Annotated in this window: 10 protein-coding genes; 6 read left to right on the forward strand and 4 right to left on the reverse strand. The window is 53.5% G+C overall.

Annotated features, from left to right (window positions below; translation table 11 throughout):
• Positions 1 to 19: 19 nt before the first annotated feature.
• Positions 20 to 3,688, forward strand: coding sequence for an AAA family ATPase (locus HHO50_RS01095; RefSeq protein WP_181304161.1), 3,669 nt, complete (start codon positions 20 to 22; stop codon positions 3,686 to 3,688).
• Between the two features lie 495 nt (positions 3,689 to 4,183).
• Here the strand turns inward: HHO50_RS01095 and HHO50_RS01100 are convergent, their stop codons facing one another.
• Positions 4,184 to 5,494, reverse strand: coding sequence for an ammonium transporter (locus HHO50_RS01100; RefSeq protein ID WP_181304162.1), 1,311 nt, complete (start codon positions 5,492 to 5,494; stop codon positions 4,184 to 4,186).
• A 357-nt stretch (positions 5,495 to 5,851) separates the two neighbouring features.
• Between HHO50_RS01100 and HHO50_RS01105 the strand changes: the two genes are divergently transcribed.
• Together HHO50_RS01105 and HHO50_RS01110 are read left to right on the forward strand one after the other, a co-directional pair.
• Positions 5,852 to 6,631 (forward strand): thermonuclease family protein, encoded by a 780-nt coding sequence (locus tag HHO50_RS01105; protein ID WP_181304163.1) that lies wholly within the window; start codon positions 5,852 to 5,854, stop codon positions 6,629 to 6,631.
• Positions 6,632 to 6,889: 258 nt separating this feature from the next.
• Complete coding sequence (locus HHO50_RS01110; protein WP_181304164.1) at positions 6,890 to 7,192, forward strand: YMGG-like glycine zipper-containing protein; 303 nt, start codon at positions 6,890 to 6,892, stop codon at positions 7,190 to 7,192.
• Positions 7,193 to 7,839: 647 nt separating this feature from the next.
• Here the strand turns inward: HHO50_RS01110 and HHO50_RS01115 are convergent.
• Together HHO50_RS01115 and lpdA are read right to left on the reverse strand one after the other, a co-directional pair.
• The gene (locus HHO50_RS01115) at positions 7,840 to 10,308 is read right to left on the reverse strand and encodes a TonB-dependent receptor domain-containing protein (protein ID WP_181304165.1); all 2,469 of its coding nucleotides are present in this window, start codon (positions 10,306 to 10,308) and stop codon (positions 7,840 to 7,842) included.
• Between the two features lie 253 nt (positions 10,309 to 10,561).
• Entirely contained in the window at positions 10,562 to 11,956 is a 1,395-nt protein-coding gene (gene lpdA, locus HHO50_RS01120; RefSeq protein WP_181304166.1) for a dihydrolipoyl dehydrogenase, read from the reverse strand.
• A 257-nt stretch (positions 11,957 to 12,213) separates the two neighbouring features.
• Here lpdA and HHO50_RS01125 point away from each other — a divergent pair, with 257 nt between their 5' ends.
• On the forward strand, positions 12,214 to 13,098 hold the full coding sequence (locus tag HHO50_RS01125; protein ID WP_181304167.1) for a carbohydrate kinase: 885 nt from the start codon (positions 12,214 to 12,216) through the stop codon (positions 13,096 to 13,098).
• A 272-nt stretch (positions 13,099 to 13,370) separates the two neighbouring features.
• Here HHO50_RS01125 and HHO50_RS01130 read toward each other — a convergent pair whose 3' ends face one another.
• Complete coding sequence (locus HHO50_RS01130; RefSeq protein ID WP_181304168.1) at positions 13,371 to 14,261, reverse strand: SDR family oxidoreductase; 891 nt, start codon at positions 14,259 to 14,261, stop codon at positions 13,371 to 13,373.
• A gap of 135 nt (positions 14,262 to 14,396) precedes the next feature.
• Between HHO50_RS01130 and HHO50_RS01135 the strand changes: the two genes are divergently transcribed.
• The gene (locus tag HHO50_RS01135; RefSeq protein WP_181304169.1) at positions 14,397 to 15,422 is read left to right on the forward strand and encodes a phosphotransferase enzyme family protein; all 1,026 of its coding nucleotides are present in this window, start codon (positions 14,397 to 14,399) and stop codon (positions 15,420 to 15,422) included.
• Between the two features lie 123 nt (positions 15,423 to 15,545).
• Positions 15,546 to 16,763, forward strand: a complete 1,218-nt coding sequence (locus HHO50_RS01140) for an MFS transporter (protein ID WP_219921413.1) — start codon at positions 15,546 to 15,548, stop codon at positions 16,761 to 16,763.
• Positions 16,764 to 17,043: the final 280 nt, after the last annotated feature.

The raw sequence follows: 17,043 nt of genomic DNA on the forward strand, positions 1-17,043 counted from the left end.
TCGCATCGTCTCCAATCCCGTGAAGATACTATCTGTTCGTTTCCTCAACCTGAACTCGCTGCAGGGCGAGCACCTGATTCGGTTTAATGAGCCGCCTTTAAGTGAGAGTGGCCTGTTTGCCATTACCGGGCCTACGGGCGCGGGCAAGACCACCCTCCTTGACGCCATCACGGTGGCCTTGTACGGGCAGGTGCCGCGCCACGGCCGCGATGTAGCTGAGATTATGACCCGCCACACCGGCGAGTGCTGGTCTGAGGTGGAGTTTGAGGCTGACGGGAAAACCTACCGCGCCCGCTGGAACCTTCGGCGCAGCCGCGGCAAAGCCGATGGCAAACTGCAACCTCCCGTCATGGAACTCGTGGACGCCGCCACGCAGGAAGTACTGGAGAGCCGCCTCTCCGAGACCCGGCAGCGCATCATTGACCTGTGCGGACTGGATTTCCAGCAGTTCCTCCGCTCCGTCATGCTCTCCCAAGGCGATTTCACCCGTTTCCTGAAAGCCAGCGAAAGCGAGCGCAGCGAACTCCTGGAGAAACTCACCGACACCCGCATCTACTCCCAGATTTCCATGGCCGCCTACGAGAAGGCCAAGGCCGAGAAACAGAAATTACAGGACATTGAGCAGCGGCTGCAACTAGACCAACTCCTCCCGGAAGAAACCCGTGCAGCCTTAACCCAGGAAACCGCCGAACTGAAGGCCGCCGCCCGTCTGGCCAACCAGCAGGTGCAGCAACACCAGCAGCAGCAAGTCTGGCTGGAGAACCTGCAGAAACTAACGCAGAAAGAAGCCCAGCTCAGCACGCAACTCACGCAGGCGCAAACCCAGCAGCAAGCCTGGCAGCCGCAGCGCGAGAAACTGAACCGCCATGAGCAGGCCCAGCCGTTCCAGAGCCAACTGGCCCGCTTGCTGGAAGTGCAGCGGCAAGGCGAGACGGTGGGGCAGGCTGTAGCTACGTTACAACAGCAGGTGCCTTCGCAGGAACAGAAGGTAACCCAGCAGACGCACGCTACCCACGCTGCCCGCTCCAGCCACGTGCAGGCGCAGCAAATCTTCTCAGAAGCTGAACCAAAGTTAGACCAAGTGCTGCAGCAAGACTCGCACCTGGCCGCGCAACAGGCGCAGTTCGCCAAAGAGGAGCAAGCTTCAGCCCATCTGCAACAGCAGGTGCAGGCACTTTCTAAGCAATTGACTTCCCAGCAGGAAGAATTACAGACCTTGGCCGCCCAGGAGCAAACCGTGTCGCAATGGCTTCTGCAGCATAGACAGGACGAAGAATTGACCGAAAGTTTATCTGAAGTTCGGGCGGAGGCCAGGAGCCTGCGGGACGTGCGCGCGCAGCAGGCCAAGTACCAGAAAGAGTACGCTGATTTTACCCTGATTTCAGAAAACGAGGCTAAAAACGAAAAACAGCTACAACAACAGCTTCAGGAAATTGAACGTCTATTGCAGCAGCAGCAAACCCAGCTTTCTCAACTACAGGAACAGTCCAGCACTGTGCTGCAAGGCCAACAACCTGATGCGCTGGAACAGCTTTGCCAACGCCTGCCCAGCGTGTGCAGCCAACTGGAAAAGCAGCTGGATTTGAGCAAAACGTTCTTGCAGCAGGAAACCCGTCGGCAGGAATTGCAGGCGCACCTGGCTGCCACCACGCAAGACCTGCACCAGCAGCGCACCCACTTGGTGCAAACCAAATCTGAGCGAGAGCAGTCCCGGGACAAACTGAAAGACGTACAGCAGATTCTGGATTTGCAGCGGCAGATTCAGAAATACGAAGACGCGCGCGCCCAGCTGCAACCCGAGCAACCTTGTCCGCTGTGCGGCTCCACGCACCACCCGCTGGTAGACGAACACCAGCCGCACACGCTAAGCGAGGCCGAGCAAAACGTAGTGAGCCAGCAACAGCACGTACAGCAGCTAGACGGGCAGGAACGCCAATTGGCCGCTGCCGTGCACCGCCTGGAACTGGCCCAGCAGCACACCCAAGAGCAACTTCAGGGTTTAGACACGCAGGCCGCAGCCTTACAAACGCAATTTTCAACGCTGAACTCGGCGTTGGAGCTGGCGCACGAGATTGCCGTGTCAGACGCTATTCACCAGACCTGGAACACCCGCAAAACCGAACTTCAGCAAGCCACCGCCACGCTAGAAGGATTGCGCGGCCTGAGAACCCAAATAGAGAAAGCGCGGCAGGACGAGCAGAAATCCTTGACCGAGCAGCAGCGTTTTAGGCATGAAATAGAGAAAACAGTCCAGAAACGCACCCACGCCCAAGCCCGCCTCACGCAACTACAGGAAGAATTAGCGGATATTGCCGAACAGGAGAATGTAATTTCTGGCACCATCCACGGGTTTTTCAGCACCTATGGCCTCACCTACTCCGGCACCAACGGCATTGAATTGCTGGCCCAGCTGGAAGCCCGCCGGCAAGCGTTTGAGCAGCAGAAAAAGCAACTACCGGAGCTTCGGGAGAAACTGGTGCAGGCCCAATCTATGCTCACCAGCGGCACGCAAATCCTGAAAGAAAAGCAAGCCGAGGCCCAGCTCAAAACCGAACAACTACACGCTTTCAAAGAACAGCTACACAACCTCCTCGCCCAGCGCCATGCGTTGCTGCCAGCCGGTGTTCAGCCGCAAGCCGAGAAACTGCGCCTGCAACAAGCAGTACAGCAGGCTGCCCAAGCTCTGCAATCTGCCGATGCTGCCTTGCAACGAGAACAGGAACAGCTGAACTTGCTCCAACATCGGTTATCAGAAAAGCAGAAAGAGCAGCAGGCAAACGAACAGATGCAAGCTGAACTGGAAACAGCGCTTCTGCAAAAGATTCAGCCGCTAGGCTACGCATCTCTAACGGAATTGCAGGCCCAACTCCTCCCCGAAGTTGAAGCCAGACGCCTGCGCCAAGAGCAGGAGCAACTGCAAAAGACCCTCACCGAACTGGAGCACAGCCTGCAGCAAACCCGCGCGGAGTACCAATCAGAGAAAGAACGTCACCTCACAGAACTGACGCTGGAAGAACTGCAACCGCTCATCAGTGCCCTGGAAGAAGAGAAAAACCAACACCTCGCGCAGATTGCCCGCTTAGAGATGCAGTTACAGCAAGACGCTGCTTTGCGGGAGAAACACGTGCAACTCACCCAACAACTAGACGTGCAGAAAGGCGAAGCAGAACGTTGGGACCGCTTGGCGCGCCTCATCGGCTCCGCCGACGGCAAGAAATTCAGCAAGTACGCCCAAAGCCTCACCCTGGCCCGGCTGGTAGACTTAGGCAACCGCCACCTGCACCGCCTCAACGACCGCTACCGCATCTTAAAAAGTACCGAGAACGAGCTGGAACTGCAGATTCTGGACACCTACCAAGGCGATGCCGTCCGCTCCGTCAACTCCCTTTCCGGCGGCGAAAGCTTTCTGGTGAGTTTAGCCCTGGCCCTCGGGTTATCTGATTTGGCCAGCCACAAAGCCCAGATTCATTCCCTCTTCATTGACGAAGGCTTCGGGACACTGGACGCAGAAACGCTGGACGTCGCCATGGATGCACTGGACAACCTGCAGGCCAGCGGCAAGATGATTGGCATTATCTCGCACGTAGAAGCCCTGAAAGAACGCATCAGCACGCAGATTGTGGTGGAGAAGCAGGCCGGTGGCCACAGCAAAATACGGGTGGTGAGTACCGTGGGGATGGAGGTGTAAAGCGGACTGGCATAGACGCTCGCAGGTCTTCCAGGCACTACGAGGTCTTTTGAATAAGTGTAATAGCATTGTTCATCCCAACACGATCTATCTTATGTTGCGAGTCTCCAGACTCGCCGGGAACCATGAACCGGATTGCGTGAAATATGCTAAGAATCGGGAGCTTGGAGACTCCCCTCACCCCATGTCACAGGTCTGGAGACTCGCGCCAGTTACAGAGGGTTTTTCGTCTCTTTTTCTAAAACCTACCTAAGAGCTTGTTTAAATTTCATCTTTGCGCTGCAAACGACCATAAAAAGAACCTGCATTCTCCTTTTTCTTGCACCGTAGCGCTGCTACGCGGCTCCAAAACGCTTCCGCAGAACCTTTCTCTGGCCGTTTTCGCCGGCAAACCTCAAATTTAAACAAGCTCTAAAAACAGGAAAGGCTCCCATGAATTTGGGAGCCTTTCCTGTTTTATCGTGCTATGTGATACGCACTACTTGCTACTACTAGCTACATTTTCTCGTCATGCTGCGACAAGTCTAGGCCTAGTTGTTCTTCTTCTGTAGAAACCCGCAAAGGAGCAATCAAATTGGTCACTTTCAGTAGAATCCAGGAACCTACAAAGGCATAGATGGAAACGCCTACCATAGCGCCTAACTGTACCAAAAACAACTTGGTTTCGCCAAAAATAAGACCTTGGTCTGGAATGGCCGAGTTCACGCCTTTGCTGGCGAAAACGCCGGTCAGCAACATGCCCACCATACCGCCTACGCCGTGGCACGGAAACACGTCTAAGGTGTCATCTATGCTGGTGCGGGAACGGAAGTCCACCAACAGGTTACTGATGACCGAGGAAATAACGCCAATGGCGATGGAGTGCGGCAGGGTGACAAAACCAGCGGCCGGGGTAATTGCTACTAACCCAACTACCGCGCCAATACAGGTCCCCATGGCGCTTGGCTTGCGGCCTTTCACGGCATCAAAGAAAATCCAGGCCAGGGCCGCTGCTGCTGAGGCGGTCATAGTAGTGGCTAGCGCGGTGGCAGCTAAGGAATTGGCCCCCATGGCAGACCCGGCATTGAACCCGAACCACCCAAACCACAGCAATCCGGTTCCTATCAGTACAAAGGTGATATAGGCGGGTGAATGACTTGCTTCATGACGCCTCTTCAGGAAAATGGCCGAGGCCAGGGCTGCCCAACCCGCTGACATGTGCACCACGGTACCGCCCGCAAAATCCAGCACGCCCAGATTGAACAATAATCCCTGCGGGTGCCAGGTGGCGTGCGCCAAGGGAGCGTAAATGAAGATGAAAAACAGCAACACAAACACGGTGTAAGAAGTAAACCGAATCCGCTCGGCGAAAGCCCCCGTGATAAGCGCCGGGGTGATGATGGCGAACTTCAGCTGAAACATGGCAAATAAAGCTAACGGAATGGTAGGCGCCAACTCCCACGGGGCACCGTCCAGCACGTTCCGCATCATGAAGAACGTGGCGGGGTTCCCAATGAAGCCTCCCACCGATTCGCCAAAGGCCAGACTAAAGCCGAAAATCACCCAGATTACTGAGATCATAGCCATACAGATGAAACTCTGCAACATGGTGGAAATCACGTTTCTTCGGTTCACCATGCCTCCATAGAAGAAGGCAAGGCCTGGCGTCATGATCAAAACCAGAGCGGTGGCGGTCAGCATCCAGGCCGTATCTGCCTGATTCAACCCTTCCACTGCCTTACCGCTGGGTACCGAGGGAAATATAAAGGTGAGGACTACCGCAATGACTAATAAGATAAACGGGATCTTGGAGAGTCTGGTGTGCATAGAAGAACCAAGTAGTTTTGTGGATGTTTAGTTGTATTGGAGCTCTTAAATTGTTAAAAAGTTTTCATTAATTAAAACACATGATTACACTGATTACACCACTTGATCTATATCTTTAGTAAATTCATAATACACTTATTTTAAACCCTAAATTTATAATTGCTCTCAAAGCCAATAGATACTAGATTCACAAAATCATGGGCTTTGATTTTACTTTTTTGCAAAAATCAGCTTCCCTAAATCAAATTGCCCTCACCAGATTATTTTTCAACTTTGCTTCCTTTTTCATCTCACATCACCTGCTGGTTTACATCGTATGCTGGTAGAGGCTGCCCTAAACCCCAGACGTTCATGCCCATGCAACCCATTAGAAACCTTCTTTCCTTCAGGATTTGGCTGGCTTTGCTCTTCTTCAGCGTCAGTTGCCAGCAGAGCCGGGATTACTCACAAGATCAGGTGAAAGAGGAAGCCCCCGCCGAAAACCAGTACAAGGTCATCGCCATCAAAGACGGCGACACCATTGAGTTGCTGAAAGACGGCAAACCGTTGCGCGTGCGCTTACAGGGCGTAGATTGCCCCGAAAAAAACCAGGATTTTGGTACCCGGGCCCGCGAATTCACCTCTGACCTGGTCTTCGGCAAGAATGTGGGCTTGGTGGTGCATGATATTGACCGTTATGGCCGCACCGTGGGCGAGATTATCTTGCCTGATGGCCGCAACCTGAACTATGAACTGGTGAAGAACGGCTTTGCCTGGCATTACACCGCGTACTCCAAAGATGCAGAATTAGCCCGTTTGGAAGCAGAGGCCCGGGCCGAAAAACGGGGTTTGTGGACTCAGCCTTCGCCCGTGGCTCCCTGGGATTACCGGAAAAACAGAGGTGGCGCGGCTTCGGGCACGGCCTCATCTACAGAATCTAAGAAGACAACAGGTACTTCGGCCAAAACCGCTGCTACGTCTGCGGCCACTGTCTCCTCCAAGAGCGGAAAGGCTTATCTCTGCGAAAGCAAAAGCGCCAAAACCTACCACCTAGACCAGAACTGCCACCTTTTTCAGCAATGCAAAAGCAGCACAGGAACGGTTTCTCTGGCGCAAGCCCGCAAAGACCGAACTGCTTGTAAGGTCTGTTCAAAGTAGCCAAGCCCAAACCCTACAGAGCCTTACCCGTTTCTGCCTCCATATTGTAAAAACAGGCCGAAAATGGGTTTGGGAGCCTTCTATTTGGGAGCCTTCTATATAAAGCGGTGCGCAGTACCATGTCCGCAAGCCCGCCCGCGCCTTTGGATACACCAAAACACCTGCATATTCCTTTAATACAATCATATTCTTCTAAATCATCCAAAACAACCGCATCACTACCTCGTAAAATCCAAATACATCAACCAAATAAAGATTATGAAAAATCTGAAGATATCTTTGGTCATGTTGTGCTCTGTTGTTGTGTTGGGCGGTAGTGTAACACATGAAGCACAAGCGCAGGAAGTAAAAAAAGAAAAGAAAGGCTGGAGTAAGAAAGCCAAAGGCGCCGTGATTGGGGGTGCCGGTGGTGCTGCTACCGGTGCTATCCTGGGAGGTGGAAAAGGCGCTGTGATTGGTGCTGCCGCTGGTACGGTAGCCGGTGGAGCCATTGGGCGGAAGAAAGACAAAAAGAAAGACCCTAAACGCTACGAACAGTACGCCAAGAAAAATAACGACTAACCCTTCATTATTAAGCACAGAAAAGGCGGCTTCTTGAGAGAGAAGCCGCCTTTTTGCTTAAAAGCTGGTTTGGTTATCCTTACCGCAGTTTAACAGCTGTACCTGTCTTATGATTTTAAGCCGATTTCCCAAAAAGGGGCCTAAAACGGCTGCTGCGGAAGGAAAGAGAATCAATACCCGCCTCCCCGGCCTGTGCCCCGACAGGCCGGGGAGGCGTCTCAGCCTGCAATCCATGGATTTTGGCTTGCCAGGGGACAAGCCAAGGACAGGGAAATGCGCTGTACCCACCCCTATGCCCCCAAGAACTCATCTGGTAGGGAAAAAACAGTAGCCATTTCAATGAAAGAAAAGGCGCTTTCTTCCCTTCCCGCCTTTCGGATTTATCAATCCGAAAGCACTCGGTCGGGGATTGGAAATCCCGAACAGCAACTTTTTAAAACTTCCCTACAAGATTAGCTCCGAGGAGGGGAATCTCTCCTAAGAAGCCAGAGATAAAACAGACGCTCATGCGCAGAAAGGAACCACCAGGGGTACTAGCCTCTGCCTATATAAGCCTTTAGACTTGAAAGATCCGTTTTAGGGCTGTTTTCTGGAAAACACACGAATAATGGAGGTGCCGTTCCCTTTATCCGGGGACGGGCAACCGGTTAATACTGCTCGCCTTCCCGTTCTGGCCCGGCTGGTAGGTCATTCTCTTTCTCGTCGCGTTCCCGTTTCTGGGCCGTATTTCCGAAACGGTAGCTGAAACCCACAAACACCAACTGGCTCTGCGGCTTGTAACGGCTGGTTTCCTCAAACTGGTTTTCAATGAAGGTGTAAGAGTTAAACTCCATGGTGTTGAACAGATCCTGCACCCTTACAATGATATTTCCTTTGCCCCCCAGAATCTCTTTGCGGGCACTCAGGCTGGTGGTGAAAAACGAAGAGCGCTCGCCCTGCAAGGTAACCGTAGGGGAACGGTAGTTTACAGAAAGCTGTACCTCGGTCTTAAACGGCAGCGTGAAGTTGGAATTCAGGCGGCTAGTCCAGCTTAGGCGGCTGTTGGTGGGAAGCCCTTGCTCGGTTGCGTTGATCTTGTAGTTGAACCCAGAGAGGTTCACATTGAGCCGCCACCAACGGGCCAGGTTGGCCGTGCCGGTCAATTCCACCCCGTAGGAAACGCCAGAGGCAATGTTCTCAAAGGTGGTCAACGTGGCGTTTTCTCCTTCCTCATTCACAAACGGATCTCTGATGCTTTGCACCACATCGGTCATTCTGCGGTAGAAAAGTCCCGCCGTGGCGGTGGTCTGCTTCCAGAAATGCAGGTAATTCAGTTCATAAGAGTCAATAAACTCCGGCCGAAGGTAGGGGTTGCCCACCCGTATGTTCAAAGGGTCAGAAATATCCCGGAAGGGGTTCAACTGGCCCGTCCAGGGCCGGTCAATGCGGCGGCTGTACGAGGTCTGCACTTTCTGCTCCTCAGAAAACTCATAGGTCAGGAACAGGCTGGGAAACAGGTTCAGGTAATTCTGTTTGTTTCTTTGCTTCTGGGTAATCTGGTCTGTGACAATGTTGGTTTGCTCTAACCGGGCACCCACCTGGTAACTGAATTTATCCAGCGCGTTGCCGTAGTTGCCGTACACGGCATGCACCCATTCGTCATACACAAAGTGGTTGGTGCGGCCAATGCTGTTGACAAAAAGACTTGATGCATTGTCAAAATCGGCGGCTTGCACATCTTCATCGCTGCGTTCAAAGGTGCTGCGGTAACCGGCTTCCCATTTGCCTTTCTCGGCAAACGGATGCACATAGTCTACCTGCAAGGAGAACTCGCGTTCCTTTTCCAGCACGTCATTCGCCTGCAATAAATTCCTGTCTGTGAGAACGCCGCCCTCGGCATCATAATACATCTGCCGGAAATCGTCTTCACCGCTTTCTTCTTCCACGTTGAATACGGCATCGGCGGTTAACTCCTGGCCGGGTTTCGCGAAGGTTTTCCGGTAGCCCAGCGTGTACTCAAAAAGCCGGCTGGTCTCGTCGCCGGTGGTGTTTCTGAGAGAAGAACTGTTCAGGCTTCGGTTTTCATCCAGGAACCTGTAATTGATGTTCCCCTCATTCTCGCGGTAGCCGTACCGGTACAGCACAGACCCGGTCAAGCTTTGGTTTTCGGTTAGCTGGTAATCGGCCCCGAAACGCACGTTATGGTTCCCCCGCTCATTGGAGTTCTCAGAGTTCTGTTCCTGAAACGAGGTGGTATCGGCGCCCGCTTCGGTCTGGAAATAATTGCTCCTGAACTGACTGCCTTTTCCCTGGCGGTTGTCCTGCCGGAAATCATAGTTCGTAAACAGGTTGAGTTTCCCGAAACGGTAATTGAGGTTAAGCGAGGTGTTGTACCGGTTTCCAATTCCGGCGTTCGCCGATGCCACTCCGTTCAGCCCCTTTTGCTTCTCTTTTTTCAAAATGATGTTCAAAACGCCGCCCGTGCCGCTGGGGTCATATTTTGACGACGGGTTGGTGATCACCTCTACCCGCTCAATGGTGCTGGCCGGAATCTGATCCAGCCCCAGCCCGCTCAAAGCCGAAGGTTTGCCGTCAATGAGAATAGTGATGTTAGAGGTACCGCGCATGCTTACCGTTCCTTCCTGGTCTACCGTCACGGAGGGCACGTTCTGCATCACATCTACCGCCGTACCGCCCACCGTAGACAAATCCTGCCCCACGTTGTACACTCTTCTATCCAGTCCATATTCTACCTGTTCCCGTTGCCCCACTACCTCTACGGCCTTCAACAGCGTACTCGCCGACCGTAGCGCAATCACCCCCAGATTCACGTTAGGAGCCGCGGCGGTCACCTGAATGTTAGGCACCACGCGGGTAGCGTATCCCACAAAGGAGATTTTCAGATGGTAACGGCCTGCGGCCACCGGAGCCACCACAAAAGAGCCATCGCCGTCTACCAACGCACTGGCCACAATGGCAGAATCGCGGCCAGAAAGAAGCGCGGCCGTGGCGTAGCCCACCGGTTGTTTGGTGGTGGCATCTTGTAGTTTTCCGGTGATTTTACCTTGGCCAAAAGCCGTAGTGCAGAGGAGCGAAGTACAATAGAAAATGAGAAAGAACGAGAGAATATGTTTCATGCAGAAGAAGAAGTATGGGGTACGCGTACTGAAATAATTATCTTTTAGTAGAAACGGTCACCAACAGCATTAGTGTCAGAAAACCTGAACTTATTAGAGTCTTCTTTCTATGGAAGGTTTAAATGCACCTGATTATTTTTCTTAGAACCACCGAAAGCGGTTTCTGTTTTAAGCCTGTTTTTGACGTAACTGCCCTAAAACAAAAAGGCCCAGGCAGAGCCCGGGCCTTTGTAAAATTATAGGTAAGAGTTTACTACAAGTGGATGACCTCACCGTACGCGGCGGCGGCGGCTTCCATGATGGCTTCAGACATGGTAGGGTGCGGGTGCACGGCTTTGATGATCTCATGGCCGGTGGTTTCCAGCTTACGGGCTACCACAATCTCGGCAATCATCTCAGTTACGTTCGCGCCAATCATGTGCGCTCCCAGGAACTCGCCGTATTTGGCGTCAAAGATCACTTTCACAAAACCGTCTTTGTTTCCGCCGGCGCTGGCTTTCCCAGAGGCCGAGAAGGGGAACTTGCCCACCTTGATTTCGCGGCCCAGTTCACGGCACTCTTTCTCGGTGTAGCCCACCGACGCAATCTCTGGGTAGCAGTACGTACAGCCCGGGATGTTTTTATAGTCCAATGGCTCTGGGTGGTGACCAGCAATAGCCTCCACGCAAATGATGCCTTCGGCGGAAGCCACGTGCGCCAAAGCAGGCCCTTTCACGATGTCACCGATGGCGTACACGCCGGGCACGTTGGTGCGGTAGAAATCATCCGTCAAGACACGGCCGCGCTCTACGCCTACGCCCAGTTCCTCCAGCCCCAGGTTCTCCAGGTTGGTTTGGATGCCCACGGCAGAAAGCACCACATCGGCTTCCAGGGTTTCCTCGCCTTTGGCGGTTTTGATTTTCACCACACAGCCTTCGCCGCTGGTGTCCACGCTCTGCACTTCTGAGCTGGTCATCACGTTGATACCGGCCTTCTTGAAAGACTTCTCCAGTTGCTTGGAGATTTCCTCATCCTCTACCGGCACAATGTTAGGCAGGAACTCCACCACGGTTACCTCAGTACCCATGGCGTTGTAGAAGTAGGCAAACTCAATGCCTATGGCCCCGGAACCCACCACCACCATTCTCTTAGGCTGGTTTTCCAACACCATGGCCTGCCGGTAGCCAATGATTTTCTTGCCGTCAATGGGCAGGTTGGGCAACTCGCGCGAGCGGGCACCGGTAGCCAGAATAATATGCGCAGCTTCGTAGGTTTCGGCTTTGCCGTCTTCAGAAGTCACTTCTACCTGGCCTTGGCCTTTCAGTTTGCCATAACCGGCGATATGGTCAATTTTGTTTTTGCGGAACAGGAACTGGATGCCTTTGCTCATGCCCTGGGCCACGCCCCGGCTGCGGGCTACTACCGCCCCAAAATCAGCACTGTATTCGCCTACGTTGATTCCGTAGTCTTTGGCATGCTGAATGTACTCAAATACCTGGGCGCTTTTCAGCAAGGCTTTGGTAGGGATACAGCCCCAGTTCAGGCAAATTCCGCCCAACTCAGCTTTCTCTACCACGCCCACTTTCATACCTAATTGTGATGCGCGGATGGCGGCCACGTAACCACCGGGGCCGCTTCCCACCACTATCAAATCATATTTTGATGCCATGTGTCTGGATGTAAGGTTATGTACAGGCAAAGCTACATCATAATCGGGCTTTTGCCAAGTTTCTAAAAAGAAGAGCGTTTTCAGGCTTATTTCACCAAAACAGGCCCAAAACGGCTGTTCTCTTACTGCAGAAAAGCTGTTTTGGGTTTGTTTTGCACCTTTTCGGCCGCAAAGCAAGTCCCGTGCAACTATCTTCCCGTGGCCCCGCTATACTTTAAACTGTTTCTCTTCGCGCTCACGTCTTAAACCTCTGCCCTATGAAAGTTTTATCCTTTGGCGAAATCTTGTTTGACATTATTGAAGGGGAACATTACCTGGGGGGCGCTCCCCTGAACTTTGCCGCCCACCTGGCCCAGTGCGGCGCCGAGTCTTATATTTTTTCGGCGGTAGGCAAGGATGACCTGGGCCAACAGGCGCTGGAAAAGATAGAAGCCTTGGGCGTGCAGACCACTTTAATTCAATTTGACCACGACCACCCCACCGGCACGGTGCCGGTAACGTTACAGCAAGGACAGCCCGATTACACCATCATCAAGGAGGTGGCCTATGATTACATTCAACTGCCGGAAAACCCCGAGGATGTGTGGGCAGTTACCTATGACGTACTGTACTTCGGGACGCTGGCGCAGCGAACCCCCCAATCCCGGGAAACCCTGCGGCAGATCACGGAACTGCAAACCTTCACCCACGTGTTTTATGATGTGAACCTGCGCAAGGATTCTTACACCCAGGAAATCATTCAGGAATCGCTCCCGCTTTGCACCATCCTGAAGTTAAACGACGAAGAGGTCACGGTGCTTTCCGCTATGCTGTACGGCCAGAAACTGGAAACCGAAGCCTTCGCCAGAAGAACCGCCGAGGAATACAACACGCAGGTGATTATCATCACAGCGGGGGCCACAGGGTGCTACATCTATGAACAGGGCCAACTGTCTTTCTCACCCGCCCAACCGGTGACGGTGGTAGACACCGTTGGCGCGGGAGATGCGTTCAGCGCGGCCTTCGTGTTTCAGTACCTGAACGGGGAAACTGCGGCCAACGCGGCGGTCACAGCCAATAAACTTGGCGGCTACGTGGCCTCCCAAAGAGGGCCCATCCCCGCCTATCCGGCTGAAATAAAGAACGTCTTAGGAATTGAGTAGCGCTGGTTCCCCCTCTCTGTCATCTTGGAAAGATCTTGTGGGCAAACTAAATAGGCTTTTATTGAACGCTATTACCGTTCGCCCACAAGATCCTTTCAGGATGACAAAAGGTGATGAAGGGTTCAAAAAGATATTTCCTATGGCGCGGATTTCCTCTAAATGAATGTCGTTTCATGGCCCTTTTTGAAAAAACCTGCTCAAAACAGAAGCGCTCCTTCAGCCTAAATCTGAAGGAGCGCTTTTGTTTTTGATGTGTTTTCCAAAAATCAGCCCTAAATCGTAGGCGTACCACCGGTTACCTGCACGGTAGAACCGGTCATGTAGCTGGAGTCTTGCGAGGCCAACAGCACATAGATGGCGGCAAGCTCGGCCGGTTGGCCGGGGCGTTTGAGCGGAACATCCTGCCCGAAGGATTTCACTTCTTCAGCGGGCATGGTAGACGGGATCAACGGCGTCCAGATGGGGCCCGGGGCCACGCAGTTCACCCGAATGCCCTTTTCGGCCAGCATCTGTGCCAGGTTGGCGGTGAAGTTCTGGATGGCGCCTTTGGTGGCCGCGTACGCCAGCAACGTAGGGGTTGGTTTATAGGCGTTCACTGAGGTAGTGTTCACAATGGTGCTGCCCGGTTTCATGTGCGGCTCGGCGGCTTTGCACAGGTAGAACATGGCGTAGATGTTGGTCTTGAAGGTGCGGTCAAATTCCTCTGAGGGGATTTCCTGCAAAGATTGCCGGGCCATCTGGAAAGCGGCGTTGTTCACCAGAATATCAATCTGCCCAAACTCGTCCACCGCCCGCTGCACAATGGCTTTGCAGTGCGCCTCGTCGCTGATGTCGCCGGGTACCAGCACGGCTTTCCGGCCGGCTTCCTCTACGTAGCGGGCGGTTTCCCGGGCATCTTCCTCCTCGTTGAGGTACGAAATCAGCACATCGGCCCCTTCCCGCGCGAAGGCAATGGCCACGGCCCGGCCAATCCCCGAATCGCCGCCGGTGATGATGGCTTTGCGGCCGGTCAGTTTCCCGCAGCCTTTATAAGACTCTTCCCCATGGTCGGCTTTGGGGGTCAACTCCGCCTCGGTGCCGGGCACGTCCTGTTCCTGCGGCTGGAAGGGCGGCCTGTCGTACTGTTCTGTTGGGTCTTGCTGCTTGTTTTGTTCTTGGCTCATAGTTTCAAGTAGTTGTGTTTACCTTCAATTTGAAACGAGAGGATTGGCAAAGGGTTAAGGGGCAAACCGCTACAAAACTGTCTATTTCGCCCTCAAAGGAAAACCAGGCAGAGTATTTTCTGCTATCATTGCGCCATGCCCCACCTCTTCGCCACCTCCTACTCTACCCTAAGCGCTCCTGCCCTCGCATCTTTTGTGACGGAAACCTACGCCCTTGGTTCTGCGCACTGCCAGTTCCTGGCCAGAGGCGTAGGCGATACGTATTTGATCACTGCCCCAGATGAACGCTTTATTTTGCGCGTGTACCGTTCTTCGCACAGAGATCTTTCCCAGATTGAGGCAGAGACAGAGTTACTGACGGCGTTGAAGGCGGCCGATGTGTCCGTGTCTTATCCAGTGGCCGATAGGTCTGGGAAGTTTATCCAGGCATTACCGGCGGCGGAAGGAACAAGGCATGCGGTGTTGTTCACGTATGCGCCCGGCCGTTCAGTAGCGGTGTTCAACAAAAAGCAATTGCAACTCCTGGGCCACCAGATGGCGAAGTTTCACCATGTCTCCTCCACTATCAAACTGAGAAACCAGCGTTGGAACATCAATTTGGAGACCACTCTGTTCCAGCCCTTGGAAGCCGTAAAAGGGGCGTTTTCTGAAAATCAGGAAGAATACGCCTGGCTGCAGGAAGCAACCCAAAAAGTGCAAGCCCATTTAGCGAAACTCCACACCAGTTCCTTTTCAACCGGCTACTGCCACTTCGACTTCTTTCCCAACAACTTCCACTTTGAGGGCGACGGGAAGCTCACGCTCTTTGACTTCGATTTCTTTGGACATGGCTGGTTGGTGAACGACCTCATGACTTTCTGGCAACACCTGTGCCTGGACGTGCATTTCGGGAAAATGCCCCAAGAAACCGCTGATGCCGCTTTCGCAGTTCTGGTGGAAGCTTACCGTGAGTTCCGTCCGGTTTCTGAGGAAGAACTGGCGGCCATTCCGTACCTGGGGCTCGGTTTCTGGCTTTTTTACCTGGGCTTTTATACCACGCATGACCAATTCTATCCTTTGCTGCAGAACCCGCACCTAAAGATGCGCATGACGTTCATCAGGCAGATACTTGAGCGTTCCTGGGGCAACGGCCCTAAAACAGAGCCTTCCTTCGGTTCCTGAATTCAATGGGGAAAGCGAAAGTATTTAAGTTCAAATAGACAAACGGAAAGAAGAACCGTATACTCGCAGTTTGAATGTCCGCCGCAGGAGGCTCCCCTTCCTATTACCGGCCTTTTACCCCCTATGACTACTGCCACTTCTTCGTCCCCCGCACTCCCTGAACTTACCAAGCTCAACCTCTGGGTCATGACCATCGCCACGGGCATGGTAGTGGCTAACCTGTATTACAACCAGCCCTTGCTGGGCAAGATCTCAGCCACTTTTCATGTCTCTGAGGCATCGGCGGGCAGTTTGGCCATGCTCACGCAGATAGGGTACGCTGTGGGAATGCTGTTCATTATTCCGCTGGGCGATATGCTGCGCCGCAAACGGTTGATCATGGTTGACTTTGCGGCCATTATCATTGCGTTGCTGCTGGCGGCGTTCGCGGTGAACATTGAGTCGTTGATGGTGGCCAGTTTCCTGATTGGGGCTACCTCGGTGGTGCCGCAGCTGCTGGTGCCCATGGCGGCGCACCTGGCCAAGCCCGAGGCCCGGGGCCGCACGGTGGGTTTTGTGATGAGTGGTTTGCTCATTGGTATTCTGTTGTCCAGAACTATTAGCGGCTACGTGGGCGCGCACTGGGGCTGGCGAGCCATGTTTTACATAGCCGCGGGCATGATGCTGGTGCTCTGGGCGGCACTGTATTTCCTGTTGCCAGAGGTGCACCCCCATTTCAAAGGCACCTATAAAAACCTGATGAAGTCACTGCTCCACCTCATCCGCGATCAGCCTATGCTGCGCTTGGTTTCGTTGCGCGGGGCCTTGTGTTACGCATGCTTCGGGGCGTTCTGGACAACACTGGTGTTCCTGCTGGAAGAACCGCCTTTCAACGCGGGCAGTGACGTGGCGGGTCTGTTTGGGTTAGTGGGTGCCGCCGGGGCTTTGGCCGCCAGCTTTATGGGCCGCCTCAGCGACAAAGGCAACGGGTTCATGGTAACGAGCATAACCATAGGCCTGCTGGTGCTTTCCTTTGTGGTATTCGGATTTTCGGGGAGCAGCATTTTTGGGTTGGTGATTGGGGTGATCTTGATGGATTTAGGCGTGCAGGCCACCCACATCTCAAACCAGACCTTTATCTTCTCGCTCTTGCCCGAGGCCCGCAACCGCCTGAACACGGTGTATATGGTCACGTACTTTGTGGGCGGCGCTTCCGGCACGTTCATCGCCAGTCACGCCTGGCACCTCTGGAAGTGGAACGGCGTGGTGGCCGTGGGCCTGATCTTGTCTTCGCTGGCGCTGGCGGTACATTTACTGTTCATGCGTCCTTCCGCAACTCCGGCGGAGGTGTCAAGCACCTAGTCTCTTTTTCGTTTTAAGGCTATTTTGTGTAAAACAGGCCTAAAACGGAAGCACTTTTCCCAGCGCATTCTCTTTGTATGGAAGGCTTCTAATCACACCCTACCCCGTCTCCGCCGCAATTGCCACCGTTACGTCCACCCTCATCTCCAGAACTGAGGAAGCCGTTCTCTGCGGAAAACGAGTTTCCCGCCTCTTTTCTGGATTTCAGGAAGAAAACGAAGGCGATACAAACAAGCGTCCAGCCCGCAAATACCAATAGTTCCACTTTAGTTCTGTTTAG

The sequence above is a fragment of the Rufibacter sp. XAAS-G3-1 genome (assembly GCF_013623775.1).
Classification (GTDB): domain Bacteria; phylum Bacteroidota; class Bacteroidia; order Cytophagales; family Hymenobacteraceae; genus Nibribacter.

What these genes read in the sequence shown, in the direction of transcription:
- HHO50_RS01100 (WP_181304162.1), bottom strand. Translation starts at nt 5,494, where the DNA reads ATGCACACCAGACTCTCCAAGATCCCGTTTATCTTATTAGTCATTGCG.
- HHO50_RS01105 (WP_181304163.1), top strand. Translation starts at nt 5,852, where the DNA reads ATGCAACCCATTAGAAACCTTCTTTCCTTCAGGATTTGGCTGGCTTTG.
- HHO50_RS01110 (WP_181304164.1), top strand. Translation starts at nt 6,890, where the DNA reads ATGAAAAATCTGAAGATATCTTTGGTCATGTTGTGCTCTGTTGTTGTG.
- HHO50_RS01115 (WP_181304165.1), bottom strand. Translation starts at nt 10,308, where the DNA reads ATGAAACATATTCTCTCGTTCTTTCTCATTTTCTATTGTACTTCGCTC.
- lpdA (WP_181304166.1), bottom strand. Translation starts at nt 11,956, where the DNA reads ATGGCATCAAAATATGATTTGATAGTGGTGGGAAGCGGCCCCGGTGGT.
- HHO50_RS01125 (WP_181304167.1), top strand. Translation starts at nt 12,214, where the DNA reads ATGAAAGTTTTATCCTTTGGCGAAATCTTGTTTGACATTATTGAAGGG.
- HHO50_RS01130 (WP_181304168.1), bottom strand. Translation starts at nt 14,261, where the DNA reads ATGAGCCAAGAACAAAACAAGCAGCAAGACCCAACAGAACAGTACGAC.
- HHO50_RS01135 (WP_181304169.1), top strand. Translation starts at nt 14,397, where the DNA reads ATGCCCCACCTCTTCGCCACCTCCTACTCTACCCTAAGCGCTCCTGCC.
- HHO50_RS01140 (WP_219921413.1), top strand. Translation starts at nt 15,546, where the DNA reads ATGACTACTGCCACTTCTTCGTCCCCCGCACTCCCTGAACTTACCAAG.